Origin of the sequence: Companilactobacillus paralimentarius, from assembly GCF_963227125.1 — a bacterium.
GTDB classification, from domain to species: domain Bacteria; phylum Bacillota; class Bacilli; order Lactobacillales; family Lactobacillaceae; genus Companilactobacillus; species Companilactobacillus paralimentarius.
The window spans coordinates 1,249,819-1,274,216 of sequence record NZ_OY724131.1; the positions used below are offsets into that span (position 1 = coordinate 1,249,819).

The window sequence follows — 24,398 nt, forward strand, 5'->3', positions numbered from 1 at the left end:
GACTATGACAAATAGAATTAAAGAATTTAAGAATATGGTAGATCATCTAACTGATGTTCCTAAAAAAGTTATTAATAATGAACAAATTATAACTAGCTCTAGCCCTTATCGGCAAAAATATCACGTGGAGAGTGAATCAGGTACTTTGGGTGACCCTAATGGTTTCTCTTATTTTAATGGTAAATATCAACTTTTTTATCAATGGAGTCCTTTAGCATATTCTCAAAAACCACACTATACACAACATGGTTGGAAGCATTTAGTTTCCGACGATTTGATTCATTGGCAAGATTTAGGTGCGGCTATTGAAAGTGATACAAGATACGATCGATATGGAACTTATTCGGGTAGTGCTATATCTGAAGATGATAAGTTATTAATGTTTTATACCGGTAATACTTGGATCAATACGGATACACAAAATAATTGGGTAAGAATTCCATATCAGATTACGGCTTATATGGATAAGAATAATATAGTACATCGTAATAATGATCCTATAATAGAGGGAACTGTTTCTGGATATACGGCACATTTTAGAGATCCCAAAGTTTGGAAAAAAGATGGAGAGTATTATGCCATTTTGGGAGTTCAAAGAACTAATCTAACGGGAACTGCACTAATTATTCATAGTAAGGATTTCAAAGATTGGAATTTATTGGGTGAATTAAATACTAAATATGATTCTCTAGGTTATATGTGGGAATGTCCCGACTATTTCGAATTAGATAATAATGGAGTATTAGTATTTTGCCCACAAGGATTGAAGAGTGAGGGGAATAAGTATCAGAATATTTATCAAACCTGTTATTTGATGGGAGATAAGGTGTCATTACCAGATACTGAATTCAATGCAGAGAATTTAAAAGAGTTAGATCATGGATTCGATCTTTATGCCAGTCAGACAATGTTTTCTCCAGATGGACGAAGAATCTTGATCTCATGGATGGGTTTGCCAGAAACTAGTTATCCAACTGATAAGTTTCATTATTCAGGATGCATGACGATTCCTAAAGAATTAAAAATTATAAATAATAAATTGTATCAAGTTCCCATTAGAGAACTTGATACTTGTAGAGTAAATGAACAGATCATTAAGCAAACATTAACAGATAATGTCTATCAAAAAAAATTGAGTCAGACTGCTAATGAATATGACTTCTCAATTGATTTCAAGACATCTAATGCTTTTATAATTGATCTATTTGCCGATGAGGATGATCAACGTCGATTTAGAATTATTTTAAATAAGAAAAAAAATGAGATTGTAATTGATCGTTCTACGACTGGTAAAGATATTTCAGTTGCTTACGGAACGACAAGAACACTTGATTATAGTATAGATAACGAAATTAATATTCGGATATATACTGACACATCCTCAGTTGAATTGTTTGTTAATGGTGGCGAGGAGGTCTTCACTTCTAGAGTTTTTCCAAAGAAATCTCAATCATATTTATTCTTAAATAGTGTTGGTGGAACTACTGCTGTTACGGGAAATATATATGAAATGAGCAAATAGGAGTGATTTTATGGTTGATTTAATTCATGTTGACGAAGACCAAAAAATATTTCATTTATATAATTAGGCTTTCACCAAAAACTAATAAGTTAGGGTACCCTAGTACGTACTGTACTGGTGATTACCGGCTATCAGATATTCGAAAAATGATTGTCAGACATTAATCATTACTTTAAAAGACTGATATGGATTCATATCGAACTTTTTGTTATGCATTATTGCGGCAATCTGATAAATATATTAAGCTTTTGGTGATAAATGTGAAGATACTGGGAGAAAGACATGGAACATAATGAAGAGGTTACAGTTCTAATGGATCAACTGAGTCGAACATATGCTGATCCTAAGGTTAAAGCAGACTATTATCTAGCTAAATTGATTTTGAAATGTGCCAAAGTTTTGGATAAGACTGGTGACGTTAACTTGGTTTCGGCAGGATACAGTACTAATATAAATAGTTATGTTTTCTATTTGAGAACTCAAAAAAAGAGTCTTCCTAAATCTGCAGTTGATTTGTATTATTCGTGTAAAAAGAACAAGGGGAAATATGATCCCTCAGAGCTTGATATTTACTTTAGTATGATGAGATTCTATTAGATATTTTTAATTATTTTTTCAAAAATCTTTTCTCTGCCATAATTTATTAAGCCGTTTCGATAAGTTTGATCAATATTTTTATCAAAATCAATTGTAGTTTCTGATATCTGATGAATTCGATCATGCAAATCCTTTGATAGTTTATGCTTATCAATTTTTCTCTCTGGAGCGAAAACTACTATTCTATTGGGATCTAATAGTGCAATTATGGTTTGAAGATCATTTAATAAATATTTCTCAAAAACATCTTGTTTCATTGGGTAGTGAGTGTTTTTATAGGATAGTCCCAAGGATATTTCTCCAGCTGCTCCTGATTTACCTAAAACAAGATGACCGAAGATTAATAAACCAACTCCCGGGGCATAGTTTTTAGGATAGTAAATTCCGACGATATTGTCTTCTTGATTATTTTTAGAGATGCCAAGTACCATAGCGTTGACGTCATTAATTACTTTGGCAGTAATATTAGTGTGTTCAAAAAGATACTGTTCCAAATTTACTTCGGATAATCCGGGGATATCGCTCAGAATCATTTTTTGAGTTGACTCTACACCGGAAGTTCCAATGATAATCAAATCTGGTATTACTTTTTGTTCTTGTAACATCTTTTTGATGGATTCTAATAGGTCTTCGGGATGTATAATTTCCACTTGTAAATCATTTTTAGAAATAATGTCACCGTTTAAATTGATGATTTCCAACTTTGCTACCATTTTTTGATCTATTTCTAAAATACAAATGGTTAATAGATTAAAGTTATTGCCATTAATGGTATATTGTATTGCCCGTCTACCACCAGTTGAAACTTTTTGCAGACTGCTAGTGACAATTCCTTTTTCGGTAAGGATTTTAATTAATTTATTAATGCTGACGACACTTAACCCGGTGTTGTCAGCTATTTTTTTAGATGAAAGAGAACCATTTTGAATGATAGTTTGAATAATGACCTTAAAATTTCTTTCTCTCATGAGTTCAGGAATATTTTTATCCATGAAATTTTCTCCTTAATCTTCTAGACAATTCTATATATCAATGGTATATTAATTTCACAGCTTAGTAAACTAAGTTTATAAAGATAATTAAAAAACTTTCTGGGGAGTAATAATATGAAAATTGAACACGTTGGACTTTTTGTTAATGATTTAGAAAAAACAGTCTCATTTTACGAAAAATATTTTGGAGCAACTGCTTCTGAAAAATATCATAATGTTAAAACTACATTTTCTTCAAGATTTTTAACATTTGAAGATGGAGCAAGATTGGAAGTATGTACCCGTGATGATTTGAATCAAGATAAGTTAGGTGGATATCCATTAGGATACATGCATATGGCTATGTCATTGGGTTCAAAAGAAAAAGTTGATGAAGTATCTGCACGTATAGAAGCCGATGGATACACTCATTTGAGTGGCCCAAGAGTAACCGGTGATGGTTATTACGAAAGTGTTATTCTTGATCCTGAAGGAAACCAGATTGAATTGACTGTTTAAAATAATTGTATGAAAAAAAGGAAATGAGATTAATTCTCGTTTCCTTTTTTAGGTAGAAAAAGACAGACAGCTGATAGAGCTAGCAATATCATCGATACAATATATGCCAAGGCAGGATTGATTAAATTGTAGATTAGAACGATACCGATAGTGCCTAAGGGCATTGAAATAATTGAGACTGTATTCATTAGTCCAGTTAGACTACCAATAATTTCTTCATCAGCGGTTTTCAATAAGGCGGCCGTCAATTTGGGGTTAGCTTGACCCATACAAAAACCACCAATAACCATAGAAATAATGATAATCATAAAACTCTTTAAACTTAAGAGATTAATATAGAATAATCCTAATGCCACAACACAAGTGATCATGACTGATCTGAAAGATAAATTTTTGAACCATCCAGAATGTAGAATACTTCCTAGGATTGTTCCAGCCACGAGAACAGTATTGATGATTAGTACACTTACACTGAAGGGGAGAGGTAATTTGTTTCCTTGATCAACTAGGTAAAGATTAATAACAGCATCTAGACTAGAGCCAACAGCATTTATAAAGAAAATACTACCCAGTAAAGCCCAAGCGTTAGTGTCCGAACCTTTTTCGAGCGCCTGTTTCATTTGGCCTAATAGTTTATGAATGGAAGGTGACTTATGTTTAATTTGTTCAACTTTGAGGGAATCATACCCAAAAATTAGAATAATACCTGCAACTAAAAATGTTAAAGCGTTGATATAGCCGGCCAATTGATAGTCATTTGTTAAGGCCAGTAAACTGACACCAATAGCTTGACCGACGGTCTGCATGATAGTCAAGATACCTTGAGTGATACCCAGAGCTTCTTCTTGAGATTCACGGTCGATCTTAGTTTGAATAATTGGCATACGTAAACCATTGCTGTACATACCGATAATATCTGAAAAAATATTAATTAGGATAATAATCATTAGCAAGAAGACTTGTTTTTGAGTAATTAATTGGGCCAAGAGTAAATAAAGTCCGGCTTGAATAAATTTTGTACTGGCTAACCAAACCCGCTTGTTAGAAGTTCGGTCGGCAATTTGTCCGGTAACGATACCGAGGACACCAGGCATGACTGTTGCAACTGAAACAATGGAAACCATAATACTAGCGTTAGCAAAGCTACGTGAATAGGTTAATAGAATGATATTGAATAGGCTAGTACCGATAGTTTCAAAAAAATTAGCACCAGTTAAGGTCATAAAGGCCGGATTCTTAATTAAATTTTTCATATTATCACGTCCATCTAAAATTATTTTACGTTTAAATTAATTTAAATGATAAATGAATTTTAATTGTTTGATTTCAATTTGTCAAACATTTATGCTGATAAAGAGGTGAAAATAATGTCCAAAGTTACAGTAGATCAATTTGCCAAATTAATGGTCGACGACAAAGTTGGCAAAATTTTAAAGGCCACTAAAGTCGAAGAAGGACTAACTCCAAAACAGATTTCAAAGGCCACTAAAATTCCTAATAATCAGCTATACTACACATTGAATAAAATGATGGATGCTGATCTTTTAAAAATTGTTAAACAAGAGAAAATCAAGAATTTAACTGAGAATTATTATTCTAGTTTGTTTCTGAATCAAAAAACAAAATATATTGTGGATGACGATGATAATGTTTTAAACTTCTCAGATGATTGGATCAAAGAACACGCTGAACAAACACTTCAATTGGTAATGTTGCAACATCATGAATTCATTAGTGCTTTGAGGGAAACTATTAACAATGGAAACGATGAAGACAATACTACTTCAGCACATGGGGAAATAGATTTATCTCCAGAAGGTGAAAAGAAGGTCATGTCAGATTTATTCAAGGTATTAAATAACGCTGAAAAAAATGACCCTAATCCCGATTCAAAAAATAAGCGTCATGTTAAGATTCAATTGGAAAAATGGTAGACAAGAATTTTTGGGCTGACATATTGAATCGCCAATTAAACTTCAAGTAAAATAGCAAATATGGTAAATACTAAATTGAAAAAGCAAATAGATGATAGACAAATTCAAATTTTTAAAGCACTAGCGGATCCGATCCGCTTAGAAATTATTGAATATCTGAAACATACTGATCACGAGATAGCTTGTGGTGAAGTTGGAAGAGCGGTCAATATCAGCAAAACCTCTGGTTCATATCATTTCAAGTTGTTGGAATCAGCAGGATTAATTAATATACGACGAGAAGCTCGTGAAAAATACGTTACTTTGAATAAAAGTACGTTTGATAAATATGTGACTGATTTCTATCAGAATATTTAAATATTTATCCTAAATGGTTGAATCCATTGGTATCTTTGAATTACTCAAAAAGAGACGTTCTAAAGACGTCTTTTTTTTATACAATTTTTATTGTCACAAATTTTACTGAATGATAATGTTAAATAGTTCAAAAATATTTGAACTATTTTAAAATGCTGTACAGAGGAGATTAAAATGGAAGCAACCACGAATAGAAGGATTAGTTCCACCTGGATTTTGATATTAACGTCACTAGGATTTTTCATGTCGATGATGGATTCAATGATCGTCACGACGGCTTCAACCGCAATTAGAACAGATTTTCATATTTCAGTGAATACTTTGCAGTGGGCTTTGAATGCTTACAATATAACAATTGGTGCTGTATTGTTAGTTGGCGTTTCTCTAGGTGAAAGAATTGGCCGCCGAAAAATTTATAATATCGGTATTTTTGTTTTTACTTTGGGTTCAGTTTTTTGTGCATTATCCAGTAATATTACTGTTTTGATTATTGCTCGAGTAATTGAGGGAATTGGTGCCTCAGTCATGACGCCGATGTCTATGGCAATTTTAACGCATGCATTGCCAACCTCAGAACGTGGTAAAGCGTTGGGGATCTGGAGTGGGATTGGAGGCTTAGCACTGATTGTTGGACCGTCATTGGGTGGTTTGATTGTCGCTAAATTGGCCTGGCAATGGATTTTCTGGATCAACGTTCCTATTGGAATAGCCGCAATTTATTTATCAGAACGGATATTACCAGAAAGTATCGGTAATAGTGACAAAATTGGACTAGTGGACTCCTTATTAATAATTTTTGCTTCAGCTGGTATTATCTGGTCCTTGTCAGAAATGACTGCTGCCAATTCAAAAGTTATATCAGTGTTGGTTGGTATCTTAAGTTTAGCTTTAGGAATCTGTTTTATTGCTCGTCAAAGGAATGAATCTAAACCGATGATTCCTTTAAAATATTTTCGTTCGAAGGCGTTTACTGGAGGGAACGTGGCAACTTTTTTGTTGTATGCGGCAATGTATGGTGTGGTATTTTTCTTACCACAATTTCTTCAAGTTGTCGGCCGAGCAGATTCTTTAACCGCGGGCCTAGAAATTTTACCTTGGACTGGAACTTTAGTTGTGGTAGCTCCCTTTGCTGGTAAAACAGTAGATAAATTTGGAGAAAAACTGATAGCAACTTTGGGACTTGTTTTGCAGGGAATAGGATATTTGTTGCTTTCAATTTTGGTTACTGAACAGAGTTTGTATTTAATCATGATAATTCCATTGGCATTAGCCGGTGTGGGACTCTCAATGGCGGGACCGGCCTTACAAAAATCTGTTTTAGGAGCAGTTGATCCTGAGTCTATTGGTAAAGCATCAGGAATTTATAATGTTTTCCGTTTGATGGGAGGTGCTGTAGGAACCACTATTTCAGTGATTGTATTCTATGGATTTGGTAATACTATCGATATTAATTCATTTGCCAATGGCTTTCGCGCAGCTATGATGTGTGCTGGTCTGATGTCACTTAGTGGTATTTTATTCTCATTCTGAGTCAAAAATAATGATTGAATTAAAAAATTAGTTATTATATTTTTGATTTATTTCATCAGTCTTGTTTTTTCAATGATGATTAGAAATGCATCTTGTTTATTCTTAACCAAAGATTTTTTTATGTATTTCGCCTTAAGTAATAATATTAAAAGTATTACTTGGGTAAAAATCTCTAGCAACAAAAAAGAGTGAAAATTTTTATTCGTTAGATTATATATAAAGATATTTGTATAATGATTTACTGAAGATAATAAAATCAATGCAAAATAAATAGGATGTGAGTTTGATTAATTTCAAATTCACATCCTATTTTTGTACAAATTTATAGATTCAATTCAAAAGCTAAGCGGGCGTTATCCTCGTGATTAACAGCGGGTTCACTAACATAAATTTTGCCACGATGAACGTAACCGGCACTAGTAGCCAAGTGTTTCATTCTCTTATTCAACTTATGAGTATCGATTCTAAAGTTACGAATACCATTTTGATAGGACTGACTGATAAGATTGGAAACAAAAATTTTGCCTAAGTGTTGACCAGCAAAATCACCACTGATAGCGATACGATGAATAGTTGCGTAAGGATCAGTATTATTTTCCCATTGGCCATCAGTGATTTCACGGTAATTAGGATCATCGGCAACAATTAAAGTTGCTGTACCAGCGACCTTGTTATCAACCATTAAGACCCAACATTGCTGAGCCATAATGTCATTTTTTAATGTAGCAGTATCAGGATAACCATTTTGCCATTGAGGACTACCATCTGCTTTCAACATTGCTTGAGCTTGACTAATAATGTTCATTATTTCATTTAAATCTGTAATTTGTGCACGTTTAATGTAAATTGAACTCATTTTGGTCCTCCGTATAAATAAGATAATTTAATTTTATCACTTTAATTTTTCCTAATGGTATTTGAACGAAATTTTAGGTGTAGGTAAGCGACTGAATTTTGAATTGACCATGGTATAATTGAAGACGCGTTTAATCCAAGTAGTTACAACAATGGAGGATCACATGGCAACAAAACAAGAAGAAAATAACATGGTTGATCTGGCCAAACCAGTTCACCAACAATTGAATCAGTATCGTGTGCAACAAATTCAAGCAGTTCTAACACTTTTAGATGAAGGCAATACAGTACCTTTTATTGCTCGTTATCGTAAAGAACGAACGGGGACTTTGGATGAAGTGGCAATCCGTGATATTGAAGATGAAGCTCATCGGCTAATGAAATTAAATCAACGTCGTGATGATGTGTTGAAATTGATTCAGGAGCAAGGTAAGTTAACACCTAGTTTGAAACAACAATTAGAACAGGCTACAGTTTTGCAACAAGTTGAAGATTTGTATCTTCCATATAAACAGAAACGCCGTACCAAAGCTACCATAGCTCGTGAAGCAGGATTGGAACCATTAGCTAAGTGGTTAATGACTTTTCCCGAACGTGGACTTGATGCTAAGGCAAAAACTTTTATTTCTAAAGATAAAGATTTACCCGATTTGGAATCTGTTTGGGCCGGAGTCAACGAGATTTTAGCTGAAAATTTCAGTGAACGAGCTGACTTCCGTGAATGGATTCGTGGTTATACATGGGCTCACGGGGAATTGACTAGTAAACTCAAACGAGGCGCTAAGGATAAAGACGAACAACAGGTTTATGAAACTTATTATGAATTCACACAAGCTTTGAAACAGGTTCCACCTTATCGTGTTTTAGCAATAAATCGTGGTGAACGTGAGAAAATTTTGACAGTAGGGATAACAGTTGATGACACTTCAATCTTGCATTATGGGGATTCACATTTAATCAGACGTCATAAGGGACCAGCAGTAGAAAAAGTTGAAGCGGCTTTTGCTGATGCTTATAAGCGTTTCATTGGTCCATCAATTGAACGTGAATTACGTCGTCAAATATCTGATAAGGCTGATAAACATGCTATTCAAGTGTTTGGTAATAACTTGTATCACCTATTGATGCAGGCACCTTTAAAGGGAAAAGTGGTTATGGGCTTTGATCCAGCCTATCGAACAGGCTGCAAATTGGCAATTATGGATGCAAATGGTCGCTTTTTGACTAAACAAGTTATCTATCCACATAAACCCGCTAGCAGTAAACAACGTGCCGAAGCTGGTCCAGAGTTCAAAAAATTACTGGAAAAATATCATGTAGAAATGATTGCTATTGGTAACGGAACAGCTAGTCGTGAGTCTGAAGAGTTTGTCAGTGAAATTTTGAAGACCTTGGATCACCCTGTTTACTATGTGATAGTTAATGAGGCCGGAGCTTCCGTTTATTCTGCTAGTGCTAATGCTCGAAAAGAATTTGCTAATCTACATGTTGAAGAGCGTTCGGCTGTCAGTATTGGACGTCGCCTACAAGATCCATTGGCTGAATTGATTAAAGTTGATCCGAAAGCTATTGGTGTTGGTCAGTATCAACACGATGTACCTGAAAAGGAATTGGACGAACAATTGGATCGTGTCGTTGAGACTGCCGTTAACCAAGTAGGAGTTAATTTAAATACAGCCAGTCCTGAATTGTTAACCCATATTTCTGGATTGACCGCAACTACTGCCAAAAATATTGTGACTTATAGAAATGAGAACGGTTCATTTTCTAAACGTCAAGATTTGAAATCTGTCCCTCGATTGGGGCCTAAAGCTTATCAACAATCGGTTGGTTTTTTGAGAATCATTGCTGGTAGTGATCCGTTGGATAATACAGATATCCATCCGGAAAGTTACGCCGCAACTCGAAGATTGTTGTCAGGTATCAATGTAACAATCGATTCAATCGGGACACCAGAATTACAACAGAAATTAGGTAAGCTGGATCAAAAACAATGGGCTGAAAAGTTAGATATCGGCGAATCAACTTTAGCAGATATTATTGCTGGTCTGAGTAAACCGGGACGTGACTTGCGTGATAGCATGCCAGCACCATTGCTACGCCAAGATGTTTTGACCATGGCCGATTTAAAACCAGGGATGGAACTTCAAGGTACCGTTCGTAATGTCATTGATTTTGGAGCTTTTATCGATATCGGTGTTAAACAAGACGGGTTAGTTCATATTTCTCAATTGTCTGATCATTTTGTTAGTGATCCTAGTACCGTGGTGACAATTGGTGATATTGTGACCGTTTGGGTTCTTAGTGTTGATGAAGATCGTAATCGAATTCAATTGACTATGCGTAAAGAGAATAAAAAGTAATAAAATAAGGGATCAATATTGGGCTTATAGACTAATATTGATCCTTTATTTTTAAATTAATTTGATATCTAGTTTTGTCTGTTATATGCCCAGACTGTTAAAGAAGCAAAAATCAGTACAATGACTAAATCGAATATAAGGACAATCCATGCAGTATTTGAAAACGCTCCTGTTGCCAGAATTTGACGAATAGCAGTAATCACATGTGTCATTGGATTTAAATTGGCGATTATCTGTAAAAATTTAGGCAAAGTATTGATTGGAATGAAAGCATTTGACAAAAATGATAATAGTAGCATGGTCATTAAAGAAATGCTTTCTACCATAGTTGCGCTTTTTGCCATCAATCCTATAAATGCATAGATCCATGATATAGCCCAACCAGTAAAGACAGTGATTAATATGATGACAATGATCCATCCAAATGCTACATTTGGTCGCCACCCCATGAGGTATCCGGTTGTAAGTGAAGCAACGATTGCAAGGACTAATCGCAAGATATCTGCCAATAATTGTCCAGCAAGTGGGGCAATGTGAGCGATGGGTAATGTTTTGAAACGGTCAAAGATTCCAGTCTCCATGTCTTCCTTGATTTGTGTACCAGAACCTGAGGCGGCAGATAGGATAGTTTGTATTAGTATTCCGGGAACAATTATTGGTAAGTATGCATGGACTCCTCCGGCAATAGCGCCACCGAATAAATAACCGAACAGTATCATGAACATAACTGGCTGAATTAGAACGTCCATTAGATGATCAGGATTATGTAGAGTTTTTAGAAGATTGCGATAGGCCATGGTATTAATATTTTGAATTGTGCTAATACGACTTTTCTTGATTTCCATTATTTTTTCTCCATATTTTTAATTTTTACCAATTGTTAATATCATAAAGACATCATCTAGGGATGGTTCTTGAATCTTTAAATTTGAAACATCTATTTTGTCGGTGCTTAGTTGTGATAGTCCGTCAATTATTTGTTCAGTAGTTTTGAATCTCACAGTAATGGTATTGTTAATTATCTGCGGCCTTGAATTCAATGCATTCTGAAGAATTTTGGCAGCAGGGAGGACATCATTATTTTTTATGATTTTTAAAGACATTTTTGATTCGCCAATTTCGTGTTTCAATTTATCGGGAGTACCAATTCGAATTAATTTACCATGATCAATTACAGCAACACGATCAGCGAGAGTATCTGCCTCTTCAAGATATTGTGTTGTTAGAAAAACTGTCGATCCATGTTTAACTAAATTCCGAATTGTATCCCACATTTGTGTGCGAGTCCGTGGATCCAACCCAGTTGTCGGTTCATCTAGAAAAATTATCTCTGGTCGTGTAATCAAACTAATGGCCAAATCTAGTCTGCGACGCATACCACCAGAAAATTCTTTGATTGATTTGTCAGCACCCTTTTCAAGTGAGAATTCTTTCAACAATTCATTTGTTCGTATATGAGATTCTTTTTTTGACAATCCGTTCAATCTAGAAAATATTAGTAAATTTTCTTTGGCGGTAATGTCTTCATCAACAGCAGCATATTGACCTGTTACGCCAAAAGTTGATCGTGCTAGTTTGCTGTCTTTTTTGATATCATGATCAAGAATAGTTATATTACCAGTAGTTGGTTTTAATAAAGTAGTTATCATACGGAGAATGGTGGTTTTACCATCTCCATTAGGGCCTAATAGTCCGAAGACTTCTCCCTTTTTAACAGTGAATGAAACATCATCGACTACTTTTTGATTGTTGAATGCTTTAGATAAATGTTCTACGTTAATAGCAGTGTTATTTTGCATTTTAATGACCTCTTCAAAAAATTAATCAGGTATACCTAACAAAAACAGATTATAAGGGCCGCCTGATTAAAAATCAAGAAAAATAATCAGGTAGACCTGAATTAAATTGGATATTCACGTATAATAAGAAATTGGAGGATGCATAACAATGACAAATTTAATTGATCAGGGAAAAACAGCAGGTAAGTTGGTTGAATTTAGCATGTTACAAAATATTGCTGAAGATGATGCACAGCATAAAAATGATTATAAAATGTTATTCCAAGGTCAAGGGAAAATATTATTGGCATTGTCAGACGATGATAATTTGCCACAAAAAGTTTTAGCAGATAGGCTTAATATGACACCACAATCTATGGCTGAATTTGTTCGAAAGCTTGAAAAGAGAGACTTAGTTTCACGTAAGAAATCAGTGGACGATAAGCGTGTAACTATTGTTAGTTTGACTGATAATGGTCGATTAGAAATTGAAAAAAGAATGCAAGTAATTCCAAAATACTTAAGAGCCTTAAATGATGAGGAATTGTTACAGCTTAATAATATTTTGGATAAAATAAATGAACAAATGTATCTTGATATTAAGAATGCAGATTCAACTTTACATAATAAATATCATCAACTTATGTTGAATCACGTATTGACTAAAATCCATACAAATGACTGAAGATTTAAAGTGTTAATTTAAAATTGGTAATAAATTATCGTAATATCTGTTACAGAATAATCCAGGGAGAATAATATTTTATGAAAAGAATAGCTGTTTATTGTGGAGCATCAAAGGGAAATAAATCACTTCACACAGATGCAACAGTTCAATTGGGCACTTATTTGGCAGAACACAATTTAGAATTAGTTTATGGTGGAGGCGGTGTTGGTTTAATGGGACTTTTAGCCAATACGGTTTTGGATAACGGAGGCAAGGTTCATGGTGTAATGCCACAAGAACTTGTCGATCGTGGTGCTTCATTAGATAGATTAACTGATTTAAAAGTGGTTGATAATATGAGTACTAGAAAGAAAACTATGCTTAATGATTCAGATGGTTGTATTGCGTTGCCAGGAGGTCCCGGAACGCTTGAAGAAATAATAGAGGCATTTTCTTGGGCAAGATTAGGGGATAATGATAATCCTTGTGTATTCTATAATGTGGCCGGATACTATGATTCTTTGAGAGATATGTTTGATAATATGGTTCAAAATGGATACCTAACACAGAGTGATCGCAGCAAGCTCTTATTTTCGGATTCGTTAACAGAGATATTTGAGTTTATGGAAAATTATATTCCACCTAGAATTCGTCAATATTCTAAATAAATTCTGGTTGGAAGTTTATTGGTATTAAAATAATAGGTCACAAACTTAAAATTTTAAGTTTGTGACCTATTATTTTGGAGCTTATTAAATTTATAAATTATAAAGTGATTTGGCAATCGATAGAGCGTTAAATCTGAGTGATACTAGGCAAGTATCAATATCTGTACTTAAACAAAAAATCAATGATTGAAATAATAATGAACAAAAATGCTTCACAATTGCTAGACAAGAAATTTGACAGTTATGGAGCACCTTAATTCAGGCAACCGCTTTTTTAACAGTAAATATTTAACGAATGAAACTTTAGTTCCACCATTTAATGTAATTAATTTCTTCCTTACGAATCTCATAGCCATGCTTATCGTAGAATTTGTGGCCAGATTTTCTTTCAAATCCGGAAACAAGTCTAATACCGTAACTACCATCTTCTTTTGCCCACTGTTCGGCATGTTCGATTAGTTTTGAACCAATTCCCTCATGTTGGTGATTTCCATCCACAGCTAACGTTATGATGTTCTTCAAACTCTTGTGATAAGTATTCTCATAATCGCTCATTTGAATATATCCTAGGACCTTATTGTCGTCGTTGGCAGCAACAAATAATTTGCTGTTAGGTAAGGATAGAATCTTTTGAATTTGCTTGGTTGTTTGATCAATTGGAAAGTGATAGTCCAAACTACTGATATTAATTCTATGAATCTCAGGTGCATCTTCTATAGTAGCTTCTCTTATAATCAAAATATCTATCCTCTTCTTAAAGTGTTGTAATTGAATCTAAGAAGACAATCGAAATTCTTCATGGAATTAATCTGTCTAAAAACAAGGATGATTTTATAAGTATACTCGGCCCATCGGGATCAGCAAAAACTACCCGTTTTATGGGTGCTTTTTAAATGGTTTATTTAATTTTTTAGAATTTAATTTAAAAATCTTTTATTGATAGTATATTCCATCAGGGGCAGACATTTTGGCATATGTACCAATGAGATTGCCATTAACATCATGGAAATCACCATTTGATTTTACGACTGTAACGATTGGATTCTTAGAACCAGTATCAAACCATACGTGATAGCCATCAGTTTCCTGTTTAACATTCATGGATTCTTTTGCAGCACCACCCATAGAATGAGCGACTAAAGCTGCGGCTTGGTCAGAGTTTTGAATGATTGTATCAGATTGTGGATGAGTATTAGTGTTGTTGTTTGTTACTGGTACTTGTTTTTGTTGAGTAGTTGCATGATTTGTTACTTTTGGTTGTTTGGGTTTAGCATTGGTATTTGATGTTTGTTGAGCCGTATTGTTTGAATTATTTTGGTTAGTATTTGTAGAAATATTTTGTTTATTTATTTTCTTCTTAGATTTGTCAGCTTTGGAAGCTTTCTTCACTGTTTCCATTTTTGTAGAAGAAGATTTTGAACCCTTTGAGGCTTGTTTGTTTGATTAAACCTAATTTTATTTTTTTGGGACTCTTTGATTTAAATTTTATTAAAATAAAAAAACTTCACAAATTACTGAATGAGATTGTCAGTAATTGTGGAGTTTTTGTTTTAATGAAAAACCGAGGTCTTTAGTAATAACTTTAGAACATAGGAGTAATAACAATATTATTACCTTTACTATAGCCTAAACTCAATCTAGATAATTCGGCAAAAAAATGGACACTAGATGACAATAATTCTTTCATAGATGAAATTGATAGCTGTGTTTTTGATTCATTGTAAATATCTCACAAAATAATGTTAAGCTTAAAATGACGATACGTAATTTAATTATTGTTTTGTTCTTACTAAAGGCTAAATAAATATGACGTGTGCTAAACAGCATTTTTTGAAATATTTAATACAACCGATTTACGATTATATATTAATGTTGTAGTTTTGACGATGATCGTAGATTTTTCCCCTCAAAAAAATTTTAGAGAAATCAGAAGATAAAAATAGGAAGCAAGTTTATTCTTTTAAACTTACTTCCTGATATAAATGTCATTAAAAATTTATGGGACTTAATTTAATATAAAGGATTCCAAAAATTAATTTCAAAAAACCATCGATAATGAAAACTAAATCTAAAGGAACTACTAGGAGCATTGATATTAGAACGTTAATAATTGTAAGAATACCTAAAATACCCATCATTTTACCGTGAACTGGAATAAACATGAAGAAGTGTAAACCGACTGATAATAAGACACCTAACCAAATGGTTCTCATAAAATTAATCGATGTTGTCGGATAAGTATTTCTAGCCAAGATAATAGTAAACACGATAGCAATACACATAATAATAATGGCAGCATTAGCCCAGAATTGTTGTGATTTGGTTCCTGGTCCGACACTAAGACGTTTACGGGTTTTAGAATTAAGTTCCCAGAATATACCCACACTATATAGAATTCCAAATGGAATGGTATTTGGCATGCCGTTCTTCAATTTCAGCGTTAATGAAAGCATGGCAATCCCCACAATGATAAGCCAAATGCCATTAATTCTCTGACGAGGATATTTATAAGCAATATTTTTCATAAAAAATCTCCTAAAATTTTCTAAGTAAGAGTATATATTATTGTCTTTTGAAAATATACAGCTTATTTGCACAAAAATATTATTTTTGAGCTATGTTAGTTGCTTTAATGAATAAAAAGTCATCATATCAGTTAATTAAAGAGGTTATGAAAAATTTGGATAAAATGGAGTTGGAAGAAACGGTAAACATTCCCGTTAAAATCATTCTAAAGATTGTGTTGAAGTCGTCGATGAGCAAGATCGGTAGCTTCTTTTCGTTCCCAGTTATAATAGATAGAATCGAAAAAGTGAAATTTGAAAAATGAAGAAGGAATATTTCATTTAGCAAAAAACTACTAGCCTTTTAAAGTGAAGGGTTAGTAGTTTTTTTGAATAAAAAGTACATTTCATAGTAAAGTTTTGGAACTGTCCTTATCAACTTCATATATTTAATTTGAAGTCTTGATTAAATTTTAAGTGTTTTATGAATCGTTATAAATCGGAATTTGACAATCGATAGGGCATTAAATCCAATAATCATAGCTATCATTATTAGAATATCAGATTGAATATTTAAATTAGTAGAAATAGTTGAACGTAATGAATCGATAAGATAAGTCATTGGTAACCACTGATTCATGGTTTGAGCAAAATGTCCAACTAATTGCATTGGATATAATCCTCCAGATGAAACTACTTGAGTGACTAGGATAATTGATACCAACCAAGTACCAACGCCCCCTAAAAGTGTACTTAAACAAAAAATCAATGATTGAAATAATAATGATCCAAGGATCAACTCACCAAATAAATCAAATTGAGAATTAACTTGTAAATTATTCAATTTTGTCAAAGTGAAAAATAAAATAACTGATTGAACGATGGCAACTGCTGTAATGATGGATGCCTTGGATAACCACCAACCAAAGGCTGAAGTTGGTTTCTTGTGTGGATCATTGTCATACATAGTTCCTAAAGCAATTCCTGCAACATAGATGCCAAGTGCGATTGCAAATGGAGCCATTCCAGTACCGTTATTAGGTACTTTATTAATATCGGTTAAATGTTCAGAGATAGGAGTTGCCAAATGATCGGCTGTTTGGTCATTTTTAGAAATCGTATTCAATCTGGCAGCTCCGCTTAGCAAAGCTCCTGATAATTGTTGAGTTCCGGCCTTTAATTGAGGAGATGGTGATTGACTGGATATCTGATTAGTAGCTGTCCCAGCTTCGACCATACCATTTTGAGCACCACTTAGAGCTTTGAGAATCACTTTTGAATATGTAGATGTTACTTGTTCAGATACCTTTTGATTAACATTGGTTGCGGCTCCGGTAGTTATTTTAGAAACAATAAAGTTCTGACCAGAATTGATTTTATAATTGATTTTCATTTTTTGAGGATGTGATGAAAGTAAAGTGGTTGCATTTTTAGAAAAGTCTTTGGGAATAATAATGGTCATATAGGATTTACCTGAACGCAACCGCTGTTCAGCCTTTGTTGAACTTGTCTCTTCAAAATCAAAGGTATCTTTATCCTTGAGACTTCTTGTTAAATTATCACCAATTGTAATTTCTTTGCCATTGAAAACTACTGACTTATCTTCGTTAACAATGTTTACTGGAATATGATCTACTTTCCCATAGGTATTCCACATTGAAGAGAGATAGATATAACAGTAAATAGCAGGAATTAAAGCAATTGCCAATAACACTATTAAAATTTTTTTATTATTTATGAGGTATTTCCATTCTGATTTAAACATGATTGAAATCTCCTTCAATAATTTTTTATACAACCGCATAATAGATTTTTAATATTGAGGGAGCAATATGCAAAAACAGGTAAAGTGTTGAGTGGATATGACTGTATTTTTAAATAAATCCAAATATGCTTGTGTTATATCGGTGACAAAAATACGAGAAGTGTTTATTTATTGAATTTAAATTATTTTGGATTATTATCAACTTTAAATAAACAGTCAGTTCATTTAAGAGGTGTTCTCTGATGGAGTCTAATGAAAAAAGATTAAAAACAGAAATGAAAATTCAACGGGCCTTTATCAAAATTGTTAGTGCTGAAGGATTTGATAAGTTGACGATTAGCGCTTTGATTAAAGATGCTAAAATCAATCGTGGAACCTTTTATATTCACTATTTGGATAAATATGATTTGAAATCTAAATATGAAAAAGAAATAATTTTGGATATCCAAAATATATTTTCAAATTATAAGAAACCAAATTTAGATAAATCATTGAATAAGAATAATGCTTTTTTACAATTATTCAAATATCTCTATCGTCAAAAAGAATTGTCTATATTGTTGTTGAAGGATTATGACTCCAAATTTGTTAAAGATATTAAAAATTTAGTACTATCTATTGCATCTAATGCCACAGAAAATGATGATAAATTGCCAAAAAATTATGCTAATGAACTCTTGTCGCAGGGGATATTGGACTTTTTGATCTATTGGCTTGAGGGTACTCCTGTATTAAAACCTCAAAAAATTTACGATATTTTTATCTATACGAGAACATTGAATCCTGAACAACTTTCCAATCGATGCAAATAGGGCTAGACAAATTTATAACGAATTTGTCTAGCCTTATTTTTTATAAATGAACAGTTTTAATTCATGAAATTGTCTATAAATAACTGATTAATAAGCGGTTTAAAAAATTATTTAATCAACAGAGTGTTCATCTTTGATTATTGTTGAATTAGTATCTAGGTTTTATTATCTGTACTGAAATAAGAAAAGTTATCTTTCAATATTACTTATCAAGGTTGAGGTAATTAACGATGCTTAAGAAAAATATGAAATGGATAATTTATTTTCTTTTTTTTATTTTATTAGCTAGTGGCTTTGTAGAACAATCATCAGAGATAATGCAGATATTCAACGCAAATTATATGTCGCCAATTGTCATGGTTCCTGGTTCATCAGCGGGAGAAAATCGGTTTGATTATTTAATTTCCAATCTACCTAGAGAAAAGAATCATTTTAAACACAGTGTTTTAAAAGTCAAAGTGGACGAAAACGGTAAAATGAAATTTCATGGTGGAATCCTAAGTATAGATAATCAACCTATCGTAGTAGTGTCCTTTCAAAATAATCGCGATGGATATCGGAACATCAATCAACAGGCTAAGTTGCTTGGTAAAGTTATGCAAAGTTTACAAACTAAGTATGGCTTTACAAATTTTAGGGCTCTTGGACATTCGAATGGTGGTCTAATTTGGACATTAGCAATTGAAAAGTATATTAACATTTCAAAAATGCATCTCGATTGTTTGATGACGATTGCGACACCTTATAATATGCAGGGATCAAAAATGTTGAGCGAGCTAGTTCATAACCGCAATAAGATTCCTTATAACATCACGATTTATTCAATTGCTGGTGCTAAAAACTATTCGACTGATGGTCTGGTCAAGGTGGATTCTGTTTATAGTGGAAAATATATTTATCAATCTCAGGTTAGGTATTTTACTGAGATTACCTTAACCGGAGAAAATACTAACCATTCGGATTTGCCGGAAAATAGACAAGTTATTGGGATTGTTTCTAACTATTTATTTAATAATTTGGCTGAAACCAAAACATTTTACTAATTGAAATCTGAACTACATTGTTTTTCTTGGAAATAAATTCCAGCCAAGAGTTCGATCTATCGAAATATGGAGTAACCAAATAATCATGCTACTGGTAAATAAGTTATTTGATTTAGTTATTAAGTTTATGGATAACAGAATAAGTGGTAAGAGTAACGTATGAGATAAGTTATAAGCTTTCTCACCTGTCTTGGTGGAAATGAAAAATCCCAATGCAGTAATATCGGGAATTAAATATAGAATAGGTATCAACCCCCAATTTCCCATGTGGCTATAAACGATTAATAGAGTAATGGATAGTGAAGCGTATTCATAACGATAGATTTTCGTCATCAAGAACATCTCCTATGAATTTATTTAAAAGGCAGATTGCAAGAAATAACTTGAACGAATTTAGTGACGTAAATTAAGCAAGAAGATCTCGATTGGTGTATGCCAATTAAGACATTTAAGTGGCCGTGAATTCAAATACCAATTAATTTGAATCAGCTTGTGATCGCTTAACTCTTCAATGGCTTGGCCTTTGGGAATAAAGCGTCGTAAAACTCGGTTACGGTTCTCATTACTACCGCGTTCATGTGGTGAATAGGCATGGGCAAAATAAACCTGTGTACCAGTTTGCCGTTCAATTGTCTGATAGTTAGCGAACTCTTTACCATGATCTACGGTAAGCGTCTTGAGCTTGTTTTGAAGTTGACTAGCTAGTTCAAGTACGGCTTGAGTCATGGACTGACTGTCGCGACCATGGAGCCGTTTAACAATTGTCAGGCGACTCTTACGCTCCACAAAAGTAGCCACAGCTTGACCTTTACATTTGCCAGAAAGTACGGTATCAGCTTCAAAGTGGCCGAATTCCTGGCGAGTTTCGACTTTATGAGGACGCTCCTCAATGGAGCGGCCGTGACTGAACGTACCACGCTTTTCTTTAGCACGATGACGACGAATTCCATGATCAGGCAAATCGGGCAACTGTATATCAAGCCAGCCTTGATCAATCCAGTTATAGACCGTCTTGTAGGCAATCCCAACCACATGGGCAACTTGTTCAGGGGACCACTTCTGGACTTGAATCTTTTCCTCGACCAAGTGTTTAAGGTTTTTAGTGAGCGAAGACTTCCGCCCCCGTTGACTAACCTTTCGTTCAAAGTCAGTTTGCGCTAGCTCAGCCTGGTACTCACTATTTAGCCGGTGAAGTTCGTTAAAGATGGTGGTCTTACTAAAGCCTAAGTAGTTAGCGATGTATCGCAAGGAACGTCCTTCATTATGAAGCGTTTCAATGACAACACGGTTCTGGAATGATAAAATAGTGGTGCCCATTAAGGTCCTTCTTTCTAATGGAATGTTGTGGTAACACCATTAAAGACCTTGATGGGTTTTTCTGTCCACTTAAATGTTCAACTTAAATTTTACAATCTGCCAAAAATAAAATAACATGGGACCTAACAACCAAGTCAAATAAAGGAATTAGGCAGGAAAAAATATGAATACTTCAGAATTTACAAAATATAAGTTATTGCTTTTCGATATTAAAATAAAACATGAAAATCATAACTAAGGACTGTCATGAAAAAGTATCCTATTTAGGTAAAAAAACTACTAACCCTCAAAAATTTATAGGTTAGTAGTTTTTTGTAATATAAAGTACATTTTAAATGGATTAAGCAAAATACTTTTTAGCAAGAGTCTTGTAGATATCAATATATTGCAAATAGTCGTCTTCAAAGACAAATTCATTGATCTGATGGGCACTTTCATTACCAGGACCAGCAACGACGACATCTAAATCGTGATTAGCTTGAACAAACTTAGAAGCATCAGTACCACCAGGTGCACCCACAGTCAAAATGTTGACACCGAGCACATCTTTATAGCTATCACGCACTAATTGAATGAAATCAGAATTGATATCAGTCTTAACAGGCCAATTACTGATCTTCAATTGGAATTCGAGGTTCATACGTGGATTTTCTTGGTTCATTTTATCGATCATATCTTTTAATTCAGCAATGATCTTGTCATTACCGTATTCAGGAATAGTTCTGATCTTAACAGTCATTTCTGCATAGTCAGGAATAGTGTTTTCTTGTTTACCGGCATTCATGACAGTCACTGATGGTTTAGTTGTGCCAAGCACGTCATCTTCAGTAACTACTAAATTATTGAAGTATTCAGCTTGTTTATTATAGTAGGCAATTAAATTATCTAAGGCATTGATTCCCACTTCAGGCATTGAACTGTGAGCAGCTTTACCATGTGAAACAACTTTATATGTAACTGATCCTTTATGAGCACAAAAAGCTGCAATTCTAGTTTCAGGTTTGGCACCATTAGTTTCAACTAATCCGTTGTCGATCAATTGTTCCATAACAAGACGAGAGGAAGAATTACTTGGTTCACCAACGACAAGGGCACTTAAATCATCAGCATAACCTTCTTTAGCGAGTTTTTCAGAACCGATTTCCCCAACTTCTTCACCAACGGTTGCAATGAACTTGATATTTCCGTTAAAATTAGGATCATCGTTTAGTTCGATCAAAGCAATGGCAAGACCAGCTAAACCACTCTTCATATCAGAGGAACCACGACCAAAAATTTTACCATCAATATGTTTAGGATTGAATGGTCCATAATTCCATTTACTATCATCAACTGTTGCGACGACATCTTCATGACCAGTAAAGCCAAGGATAGGGCCATCATTATTTTTGATGGTTGCAATTAGATTATAACGATTATCGGCGTATTTATTTAATTCAACGTTGATACCATGTTTTTCAAATAAATCTTTGAGATAGTTAGCGACGATTTCTTCACGATCATTGACTGTCTCTAGTTTGATTAAGTCATCTAGAACACTGAGTCTTTGTGCTTTGTCCATTTTTAATCCTCCAAGATAATGTATAATGTTCTTAATAAATGTTTCACTTACTATTTTAGTATTCTTTATTTGAAAATAATAATAAAAGGGATGTATTAAATGAAATTATTAATGAAATTAGACCTTTGGTTGGGAATTTTGCTATTAGTCATCGCAGTATTGGGTTTTATCTTTAAATGGTTTAGCAATTCTAATTTGATTTCAGCAGCAGTAGCAGGGGCAGTATTACTTTTGATTGCGGCTACGTCTGATGTCGATAAAGTACAGAAATAAAAAGATCCCACTGTGGTAGCTTTGTATTGCTACTTCAGTGGGATTTATTTGTTTTTAAGAGGTAGATTGCAACAATTAATCGAATTTTTCGGACAAGTCACCAAAGAAGACTTGGAGTGGCGTTTTCCACCCTAAACATTTCCGGGGACGCCAGTTTAAGTACTTTGAGATCATAGTCAGCTCTTCGTCCGTAACGCTCTCAATGGGCTGGTTCTTTGGAATGTGTAGCCGAATCTCGCGGTTCAACCGTTCGTTGGTTCCGCGTTCATGTGGCGCATACGGGTGGGCAAAATAATGGGCAATTCCGCAGGCTTCAAGGAAATTGAAGCCTGCGAATTCCTTACCGTGATCACTGGTGATTGACTTGATCAAGCCGCGCAACTCCTCGTTAAGCTCTAGGATTGCCTTAGTCATAGCTTTACTATCACGTCCCGGTAAACGACGAATAATCATTAGTCGGGACTTACGATCAGTAAAGGTAGCTAGGACCTCGCCCCTGGTTTTTCCTGATAGGATGGTATCGACTTCAAAATGACCAATCTCTTGACGCAGGTTAGCCTCGTCCGGGCGTTGGTTGATAAACTTCGCCCCACGTGTGTACTGACCACGACCGTCGTGGCTCTTTCGGTACCGCACACCGTGGTCTGGAAGGACCTCGCGTTTGATGTCCAACCAGCCCTTGTCCAGCCAGTTATAGAGGGTTTTGAATGGCATTTGGAGAATATGCGCGATGACTTCAAAACTCCACCGCTGTTCGAGAATGATCCCACGGACGAATTCTCTTAAATTCTCTGTTAGAAGAGTTTTCCGCCCCCGGTGAGTTAGCTTCTTTTCGCAGTCTTCCTGAGCTTGATCAGCGTCATAGTATCCCTTAGGACAGCGCTTTAGTTCATAGTTGATGGTTGAAGGAACTACACCAACTTCTTCAGCAATTTGTTTTTGTGAGTAACCAACCTTAAGCAGCGTTTGGATGACAGTTCTATCCGATAATGTTAAAATGTGACTCATGGGTAATGGACTCCTATTGTTTATAGTTTTGTCACTTAAAACAATACCGGGTCCATTGCCCTTTTTCTATCCAAATTTTTCGTCTGGGTAGAATTCTATTTAATCTTACAATCTACCAAGAATTATTTTTAGTTAACTTTTTTACGTCCCTCGGGGGTATATTTATCCCTTTGGTGTTTCTTGTATAGATAATAAATTCCACCAACAATAGCCAAGATAACGACTAATGGCAAAATTATATGAATGAAAAACGAAAATAGTAGCAAGGCTATAAAGAAACCTAAAACATACTTCCAAATATTGTTCATTGAATTCTCCTTTTTTATTGTAAGATAATTCTTATTCATAATTGAT

Annotated in this window: 26 protein-coding genes; 12 read left to right on the forward strand and 14 right to left on the reverse strand. The window is 34.2% G+C overall.

What is annotated here, in order from left to right:
• Positions 1-4 precede the first annotated feature (4 nt).
• Both ACI6PB_RS06010 and ACI6PB_RS06015 read left to right on the forward strand, forming a co-directional pair.
• Positions 5-1,522: a sucrose-6-phosphate hydrolase gene (locus ACI6PB_RS06010; protein WP_025085712.1), complete on the forward strand. Its 1,518-nt coding sequence runs from the start codon at positions 5-7 to the stop codon at positions 1,520-1,522.
• Positions 1,523-1,804: 282 nt separating this feature from the next.
• Positions 1,805-2,119 (forward strand): bacteriocin immunity protein, encoded by a 315-nt coding sequence (locus ACI6PB_RS06015; protein ID WP_025085711.1) that lies wholly within the window; start codon positions 1,805-1,807, stop codon positions 2,117-2,119.
• On the opposite strand, the gene ACI6PB_RS06020 is transcribed toward ACI6PB_RS06015, so the two are convergent.
• A complete protein-coding gene (locus tag ACI6PB_RS06020; protein ID WP_404327931.1) occupies positions 2,116-3,111 on the reverse strand; it encodes an ROK family protein in 996 nt (331 codons plus the stop codon). The genes ACI6PB_RS06015 and ACI6PB_RS06020 overlap by 4 nt on opposite strands.
• 114 nt (positions 3,112-3,225) lie before the next feature.
• On the opposite strand from ACI6PB_RS06020, the gene ACI6PB_RS06025 reads away from it, so the two are divergent.
• Complete coding sequence (locus tag ACI6PB_RS06025; protein WP_025085709.1) at positions 3,226-3,609, forward strand: VOC family protein; 384 nt, start codon at positions 3,226-3,228, stop codon at positions 3,607-3,609.
• Positions 3,610-3,638: 29 nt separating this feature from the next.
• Here ACI6PB_RS06025 and ACI6PB_RS06030 read toward each other — a convergent pair whose 3' ends face one another.
• On the reverse strand, positions 3,639-4,862 hold the full coding sequence (locus tag ACI6PB_RS06030) for an MFS transporter (RefSeq protein WP_404327932.1): 1,224 nt from the start codon (positions 4,860-4,862) through the stop codon (positions 3,639-3,641).
• Positions 4,863-4,976: 114 nt separating this feature from the next.
• Here ACI6PB_RS06030 and ACI6PB_RS06035 point away from each other — a divergent pair, with 114 nt between their 5' ends.
• From ACI6PB_RS06035 to ACI6PB_RS06045, 3 genes are all read left to right on the forward strand, one after another.
• Entirely contained in the window at positions 4,977-5,543 is a 567-nt protein-coding gene (locus tag ACI6PB_RS06035) for a helix-turn-helix domain-containing protein (RefSeq protein ID WP_025085707.1), read from the forward strand.
• Positions 5,544-5,603: 60 nt separating this feature from the next.
• Positions 5,604-5,900, forward strand: coding sequence for an ArsR/SmtB family transcription factor (locus tag ACI6PB_RS06040; protein ID WP_404327933.1), 297 nt, complete (start codon positions 5,604-5,606; stop codon positions 5,898-5,900).
• 174 nt (positions 5,901-6,074) lie between these two features.
• Positions 6,075-7,430 carry an MFS transporter gene (locus ACI6PB_RS06045; protein WP_056955928.1) on the forward strand — a complete coding sequence of 452 codons (1,356 nt, stop codon included), beginning with the start codon at positions 6,075-6,077 and terminating at the stop codon, positions 7,428-7,430.
• A 322-nt stretch (positions 7,431-7,752) separates the two neighbouring features.
• On the opposite strand, the gene ACI6PB_RS06050 is transcribed toward ACI6PB_RS06045, so the two are convergent.
• Entirely contained in the window at positions 7,753-8,286 is a 534-nt protein-coding gene (locus tag ACI6PB_RS06050) for a GNAT family N-acetyltransferase (protein WP_404327934.1), read from the reverse strand.
• Between the two features lie 163 nt (positions 8,287-8,449).
• Between ACI6PB_RS06050 and ACI6PB_RS06055 the strand changes: the two genes are divergently transcribed.
• Positions 8,450-10,648: a Tex family protein gene (locus ACI6PB_RS06055; RefSeq protein WP_056955927.1), complete on the forward strand. Its 2,199-nt coding sequence runs from the start codon at positions 8,450-8,452 to the stop codon at positions 10,646-10,648.
• 68 nt (positions 10,649-10,716) lie between these two features.
• Here ACI6PB_RS06055 and ACI6PB_RS06060 read toward each other — a convergent pair whose 3' ends face one another.
• Both ACI6PB_RS06060 and ACI6PB_RS06065 read right to left on the reverse strand, forming a co-directional pair.
• Complete coding sequence (locus tag ACI6PB_RS06060; protein WP_025085704.1) at positions 10,717-11,493, reverse strand: ABC transporter permease; 777 nt, start codon at positions 11,491-11,493, stop codon at positions 10,717-10,719.
• 18 nt (positions 11,494-11,511) lie between these two features.
• The gene (locus ACI6PB_RS06065; RefSeq protein WP_056955926.1) at positions 11,512-12,447 is read right to left on the reverse strand and encodes an ATP-binding cassette domain-containing protein; all 936 of its coding nucleotides are present in this window, start codon (positions 12,445-12,447) and stop codon (positions 11,512-11,514) included.
• Positions 12,448-12,595: 148 nt separating this feature from the next.
• Between ACI6PB_RS06065 and ACI6PB_RS06070 the strand changes: the two genes are divergently transcribed.
• A complete protein-coding gene (locus ACI6PB_RS06070; protein WP_025085703.1) occupies positions 12,596-13,111 on the forward strand; it encodes a MarR family winged helix-turn-helix transcriptional regulator in 516 nt (171 codons plus the stop codon).
• 80 nt (positions 13,112-13,191) lie between these two features.
• The gene (locus ACI6PB_RS06075; protein ID WP_056955925.1) at positions 13,192-13,761 is read left to right on the forward strand and encodes a TIGR00730 family Rossman fold protein; all 570 of its coding nucleotides are present in this window, start codon (positions 13,192-13,194) and stop codon (positions 13,759-13,761) included.
• 303 nt (positions 13,762-14,064) lie between these two features.
• Here ACI6PB_RS06075 and ACI6PB_RS06080 read toward each other — a convergent pair whose 3' ends face one another.
• From ACI6PB_RS06080 to ACI6PB_RS06095, 4 genes are all read right to left on the reverse strand, one after another.
• Positions 14,065-14,499, reverse strand: a complete 435-nt coding sequence (locus ACI6PB_RS06080) for a GNAT family N-acetyltransferase (RefSeq protein WP_025086204.1) — start codon at positions 14,497-14,499, stop codon at positions 14,065-14,067.
• A 195-nt stretch (positions 14,500-14,694) separates the two neighbouring features.
• On the reverse strand, positions 14,695-15,150 hold the full coding sequence (locus ACI6PB_RS06085; RefSeq protein WP_404351229.1) for a hypothetical protein: 456 nt from the start codon (positions 15,148-15,150) through the stop codon (positions 14,695-14,697).
• 599 nt (positions 15,151-15,749) lie between these two features.
• Positions 15,750-16,286 (reverse strand): DUF6609 family protein, encoded by a 537-nt coding sequence (locus ACI6PB_RS06090; RefSeq protein ID WP_056955924.1) that lies wholly within the window; start codon positions 16,284-16,286, stop codon positions 15,750-15,752.
• A 445-nt stretch (positions 16,287-16,731) separates the two neighbouring features.
• Positions 16,732-18,030: a YhgE/Pip domain-containing protein gene (locus ACI6PB_RS06095; protein WP_025086206.1), complete on the reverse strand. Its 1,299-nt coding sequence runs from the start codon at positions 18,028-18,030 to the stop codon at positions 16,732-16,734.
• A 242-nt stretch (positions 18,031-18,272) separates the two neighbouring features.
• On the opposite strand from ACI6PB_RS06095, the gene ACI6PB_RS06100 reads away from it, so the two are divergent.
• Positions 18,273-18,842, forward strand: a complete 570-nt coding sequence (locus ACI6PB_RS06100) for a TetR/AcrR family transcriptional regulator C-terminal domain-containing protein (RefSeq protein WP_404327936.1) — start codon at positions 18,273-18,275, stop codon at positions 18,840-18,842.
• Between the two features lie 230 nt (positions 18,843-19,072).
• Positions 19,073-19,885, forward strand: coding sequence for an alpha/beta hydrolase (locus ACI6PB_RS06105; RefSeq protein ID WP_404327937.1), 813 nt, complete (start codon positions 19,073-19,075; stop codon positions 19,883-19,885).
• Positions 19,886-19,897: 12 nt separating this feature from the next.
• Here the strand turns inward: ACI6PB_RS06105 and ACI6PB_RS06110 are convergent, their stop codons facing one another.
• The 3 genes from ACI6PB_RS06110 to ACI6PB_RS06120 all read right to left on the reverse strand — a co-directional run bounded on the left by ACI6PB_RS06110 (position 19,898) and on the right by ACI6PB_RS06120 (position 22,763).
• On the reverse strand, positions 19,898-20,227 hold the full coding sequence (locus tag ACI6PB_RS06110) for a DUF4260 family protein (protein WP_404327938.1): 330 nt from the start codon (positions 20,225-20,227) through the stop codon (positions 19,898-19,900).
• A gap of 51 nt (positions 20,228-20,278) precedes the next feature.
• A complete protein-coding gene (locus ACI6PB_RS06115) occupies positions 20,279-21,202 on the reverse strand; it encodes an IS30 family transposase (RefSeq protein ID WP_404327429.1) in 924 nt (307 codons plus the stop codon).
• Positions 21,203-21,542: 340 nt separating this feature from the next.
• Positions 21,543-22,763, reverse strand: coding sequence for a M20/M25/M40 family metallo-hydrolase (locus ACI6PB_RS06120; RefSeq protein WP_404327939.1), 1,221 nt, complete (start codon positions 22,761-22,763; stop codon positions 21,543-21,545).
• 111 nt (positions 22,764-22,874) lie between these two features.
• Here ACI6PB_RS06120 and ACI6PB_RS06125 point away from each other — a divergent pair, with 111 nt between their 5' ends.
• Positions 22,875-23,036 (forward strand): hypothetical protein, encoded by a 162-nt coding sequence (locus tag ACI6PB_RS06125; protein WP_193322478.1) that lies wholly within the window; start codon positions 22,875-22,877, stop codon positions 23,034-23,036.
• A 75-nt stretch (positions 23,037-23,111) separates the two neighbouring features.
• Here ACI6PB_RS06125 and ACI6PB_RS06130 read toward each other — a convergent pair whose 3' ends face one another.
• Complete coding sequence (locus ACI6PB_RS06130) at positions 23,112-24,044, reverse strand: IS30 family transposase (RefSeq protein ID WP_404327227.1); 933 nt, start codon at positions 24,042-24,044, stop codon at positions 23,112-23,114.
• A 128-nt stretch (positions 24,045-24,172) separates the two neighbouring features.
• On the reverse strand, positions 24,173-24,352 hold the full coding sequence (locus tag ACI6PB_RS06135) for a hypothetical protein (protein ID WP_054642122.1): 180 nt from the start codon (positions 24,350-24,352) through the stop codon (positions 24,173-24,175).
• Positions 24,353-24,398: the final 46 nt, after the last annotated feature.

Coding starts and splice junctions, on each gene's coding strand:
- ACI6PB_RS06040 (WP_404327933.1), top strand. CDS start 5,604: ATGGTAAATACTAAATTGAAAAAGCAAATAGATGATAGACAAATTCAA.
- ACI6PB_RS06075 (WP_056955925.1), top strand. CDS start 13,192: ATGAAAAGAATAGCTGTTTATTGTGGAGCATCAAAGGGAAATAAATCA.
- ACI6PB_RS06030 (WP_404327932.1), bottom strand. CDS start 4,862: ATGAAAAATTTAATTAAGAATCCGGCCTTTATGACCTTAACTGGTGCT.
- ACI6PB_RS06020 (WP_404327931.1), bottom strand. CDS start 3,111: ATGGATAAAAATATTCCTGAACTCATGAGAGAAAGAAATTTTAAGGTC.
- ACI6PB_RS06025 (WP_025085709.1), top strand. CDS start 3,226: ATGAAAATTGAACACGTTGGACTTTTTGTTAATGATTTAGAAAAAACA.
- ACI6PB_RS06015 (WP_025085711.1), top strand. CDS start 1,805: ATGGAACATAATGAAGAGGTTACAGTTCTAATGGATCAACTGAGTCGA.
- ACI6PB_RS06035 (WP_025085707.1), top strand. CDS start 4,977: ATGTCCAAAGTTACAGTAGATCAATTTGCCAAATTAATGGTCGACGAC.
- ACI6PB_RS06135 (WP_054642122.1), bottom strand. CDS start 24,352: ATGAACAATATTTGGAAGTATGTTTTAGGTTTCTTTATAGCCTTGCTA.
- ACI6PB_RS06125 (WP_193322478.1), top strand. CDS start 22,875: ATGAAATTAGACCTTTGGTTGGGAATTTTGCTATTAGTCATCGCAGTA.
- ACI6PB_RS06095 (WP_025086206.1), bottom strand. CDS start 18,030: ATGTTTAAATCAGAATGGAAATACCTCATAAATAATAAAAAAATTTTA.
- ACI6PB_RS06115 (WP_404327429.1), bottom strand. CDS start 21,202: ATGGGCACCACTATTTTATCATTCCAGAACCGTGTTGTCATTGAAACG.
- ACI6PB_RS06110 (WP_404327938.1), bottom strand. CDS start 20,227: ATGTTCTTGATGACGAAAATCTATCGTTATGAATACGCTTCACTATCC.
- ACI6PB_RS06090 (WP_056955924.1), bottom strand. CDS start 16,286: ATGAAAAATATTGCTTATAAATATCCTCGTCAGAGAATTAATGGCATT.
- ACI6PB_RS06100 (WP_404327936.1), top strand. CDS start 18,273: ATGGAGTCTAATGAAAAAAGATTAAAAACAGAAATGAAAATTCAACGG.
- ACI6PB_RS06105 (WP_404327937.1), top strand. CDS start 19,073: ATGCTTAAGAAAAATATGAAATGGATAATTTATTTTCTTTTTTTTATT.
- ACI6PB_RS06070 (WP_025085703.1), top strand. CDS start 12,596: ATGACAAATTTAATTGATCAGGGAAAAACAGCAGGTAAGTTGGTTGAA.
- ACI6PB_RS06120 (WP_404327939.1), bottom strand. CDS start 22,763: ATGGACAAAGCACAAAGACTCAGTGTTCTAGATGACTTAATCAAACTA.
- ACI6PB_RS06050 (WP_404327934.1), bottom strand. CDS start 8,286: ATGAGTTCAATTTACATTAAACGTGCACAAATTACAGATTTAAATGAA.
- ACI6PB_RS06065 (WP_056955926.1), bottom strand. CDS start 12,447: ATGCAAAATAACACTGCTATTAACGTAGAACATTTATCTAAAGCATTC.
- ACI6PB_RS06130 (WP_404327227.1), bottom strand. CDS start 24,044: ATGAGTCACATTTTAACATTATCGGATAGAACTGTCATCCAAACGCTG.
- ACI6PB_RS06060 (WP_025085704.1), bottom strand. CDS start 11,493: ATGGAAATCAAGAAAAGTCGTATTAGCACAATTCAAAATATTAATACC.
- ACI6PB_RS06055 (WP_056955927.1), top strand. CDS start 8,450: ATGGCAACAAAACAAGAAGAAAATAACATGGTTGATCTGGCCAAACCA.
- ACI6PB_RS06010 (WP_025085712.1), top strand. CDS start 5: ATGACAAATAGAATTAAAGAATTTAAGAATATGGTAGATCATCTAACT.
- ACI6PB_RS06045 (WP_056955928.1), top strand. CDS start 6,075: ATGGAAGCAACCACGAATAGAAGGATTAGTTCCACCTGGATTTTGATA.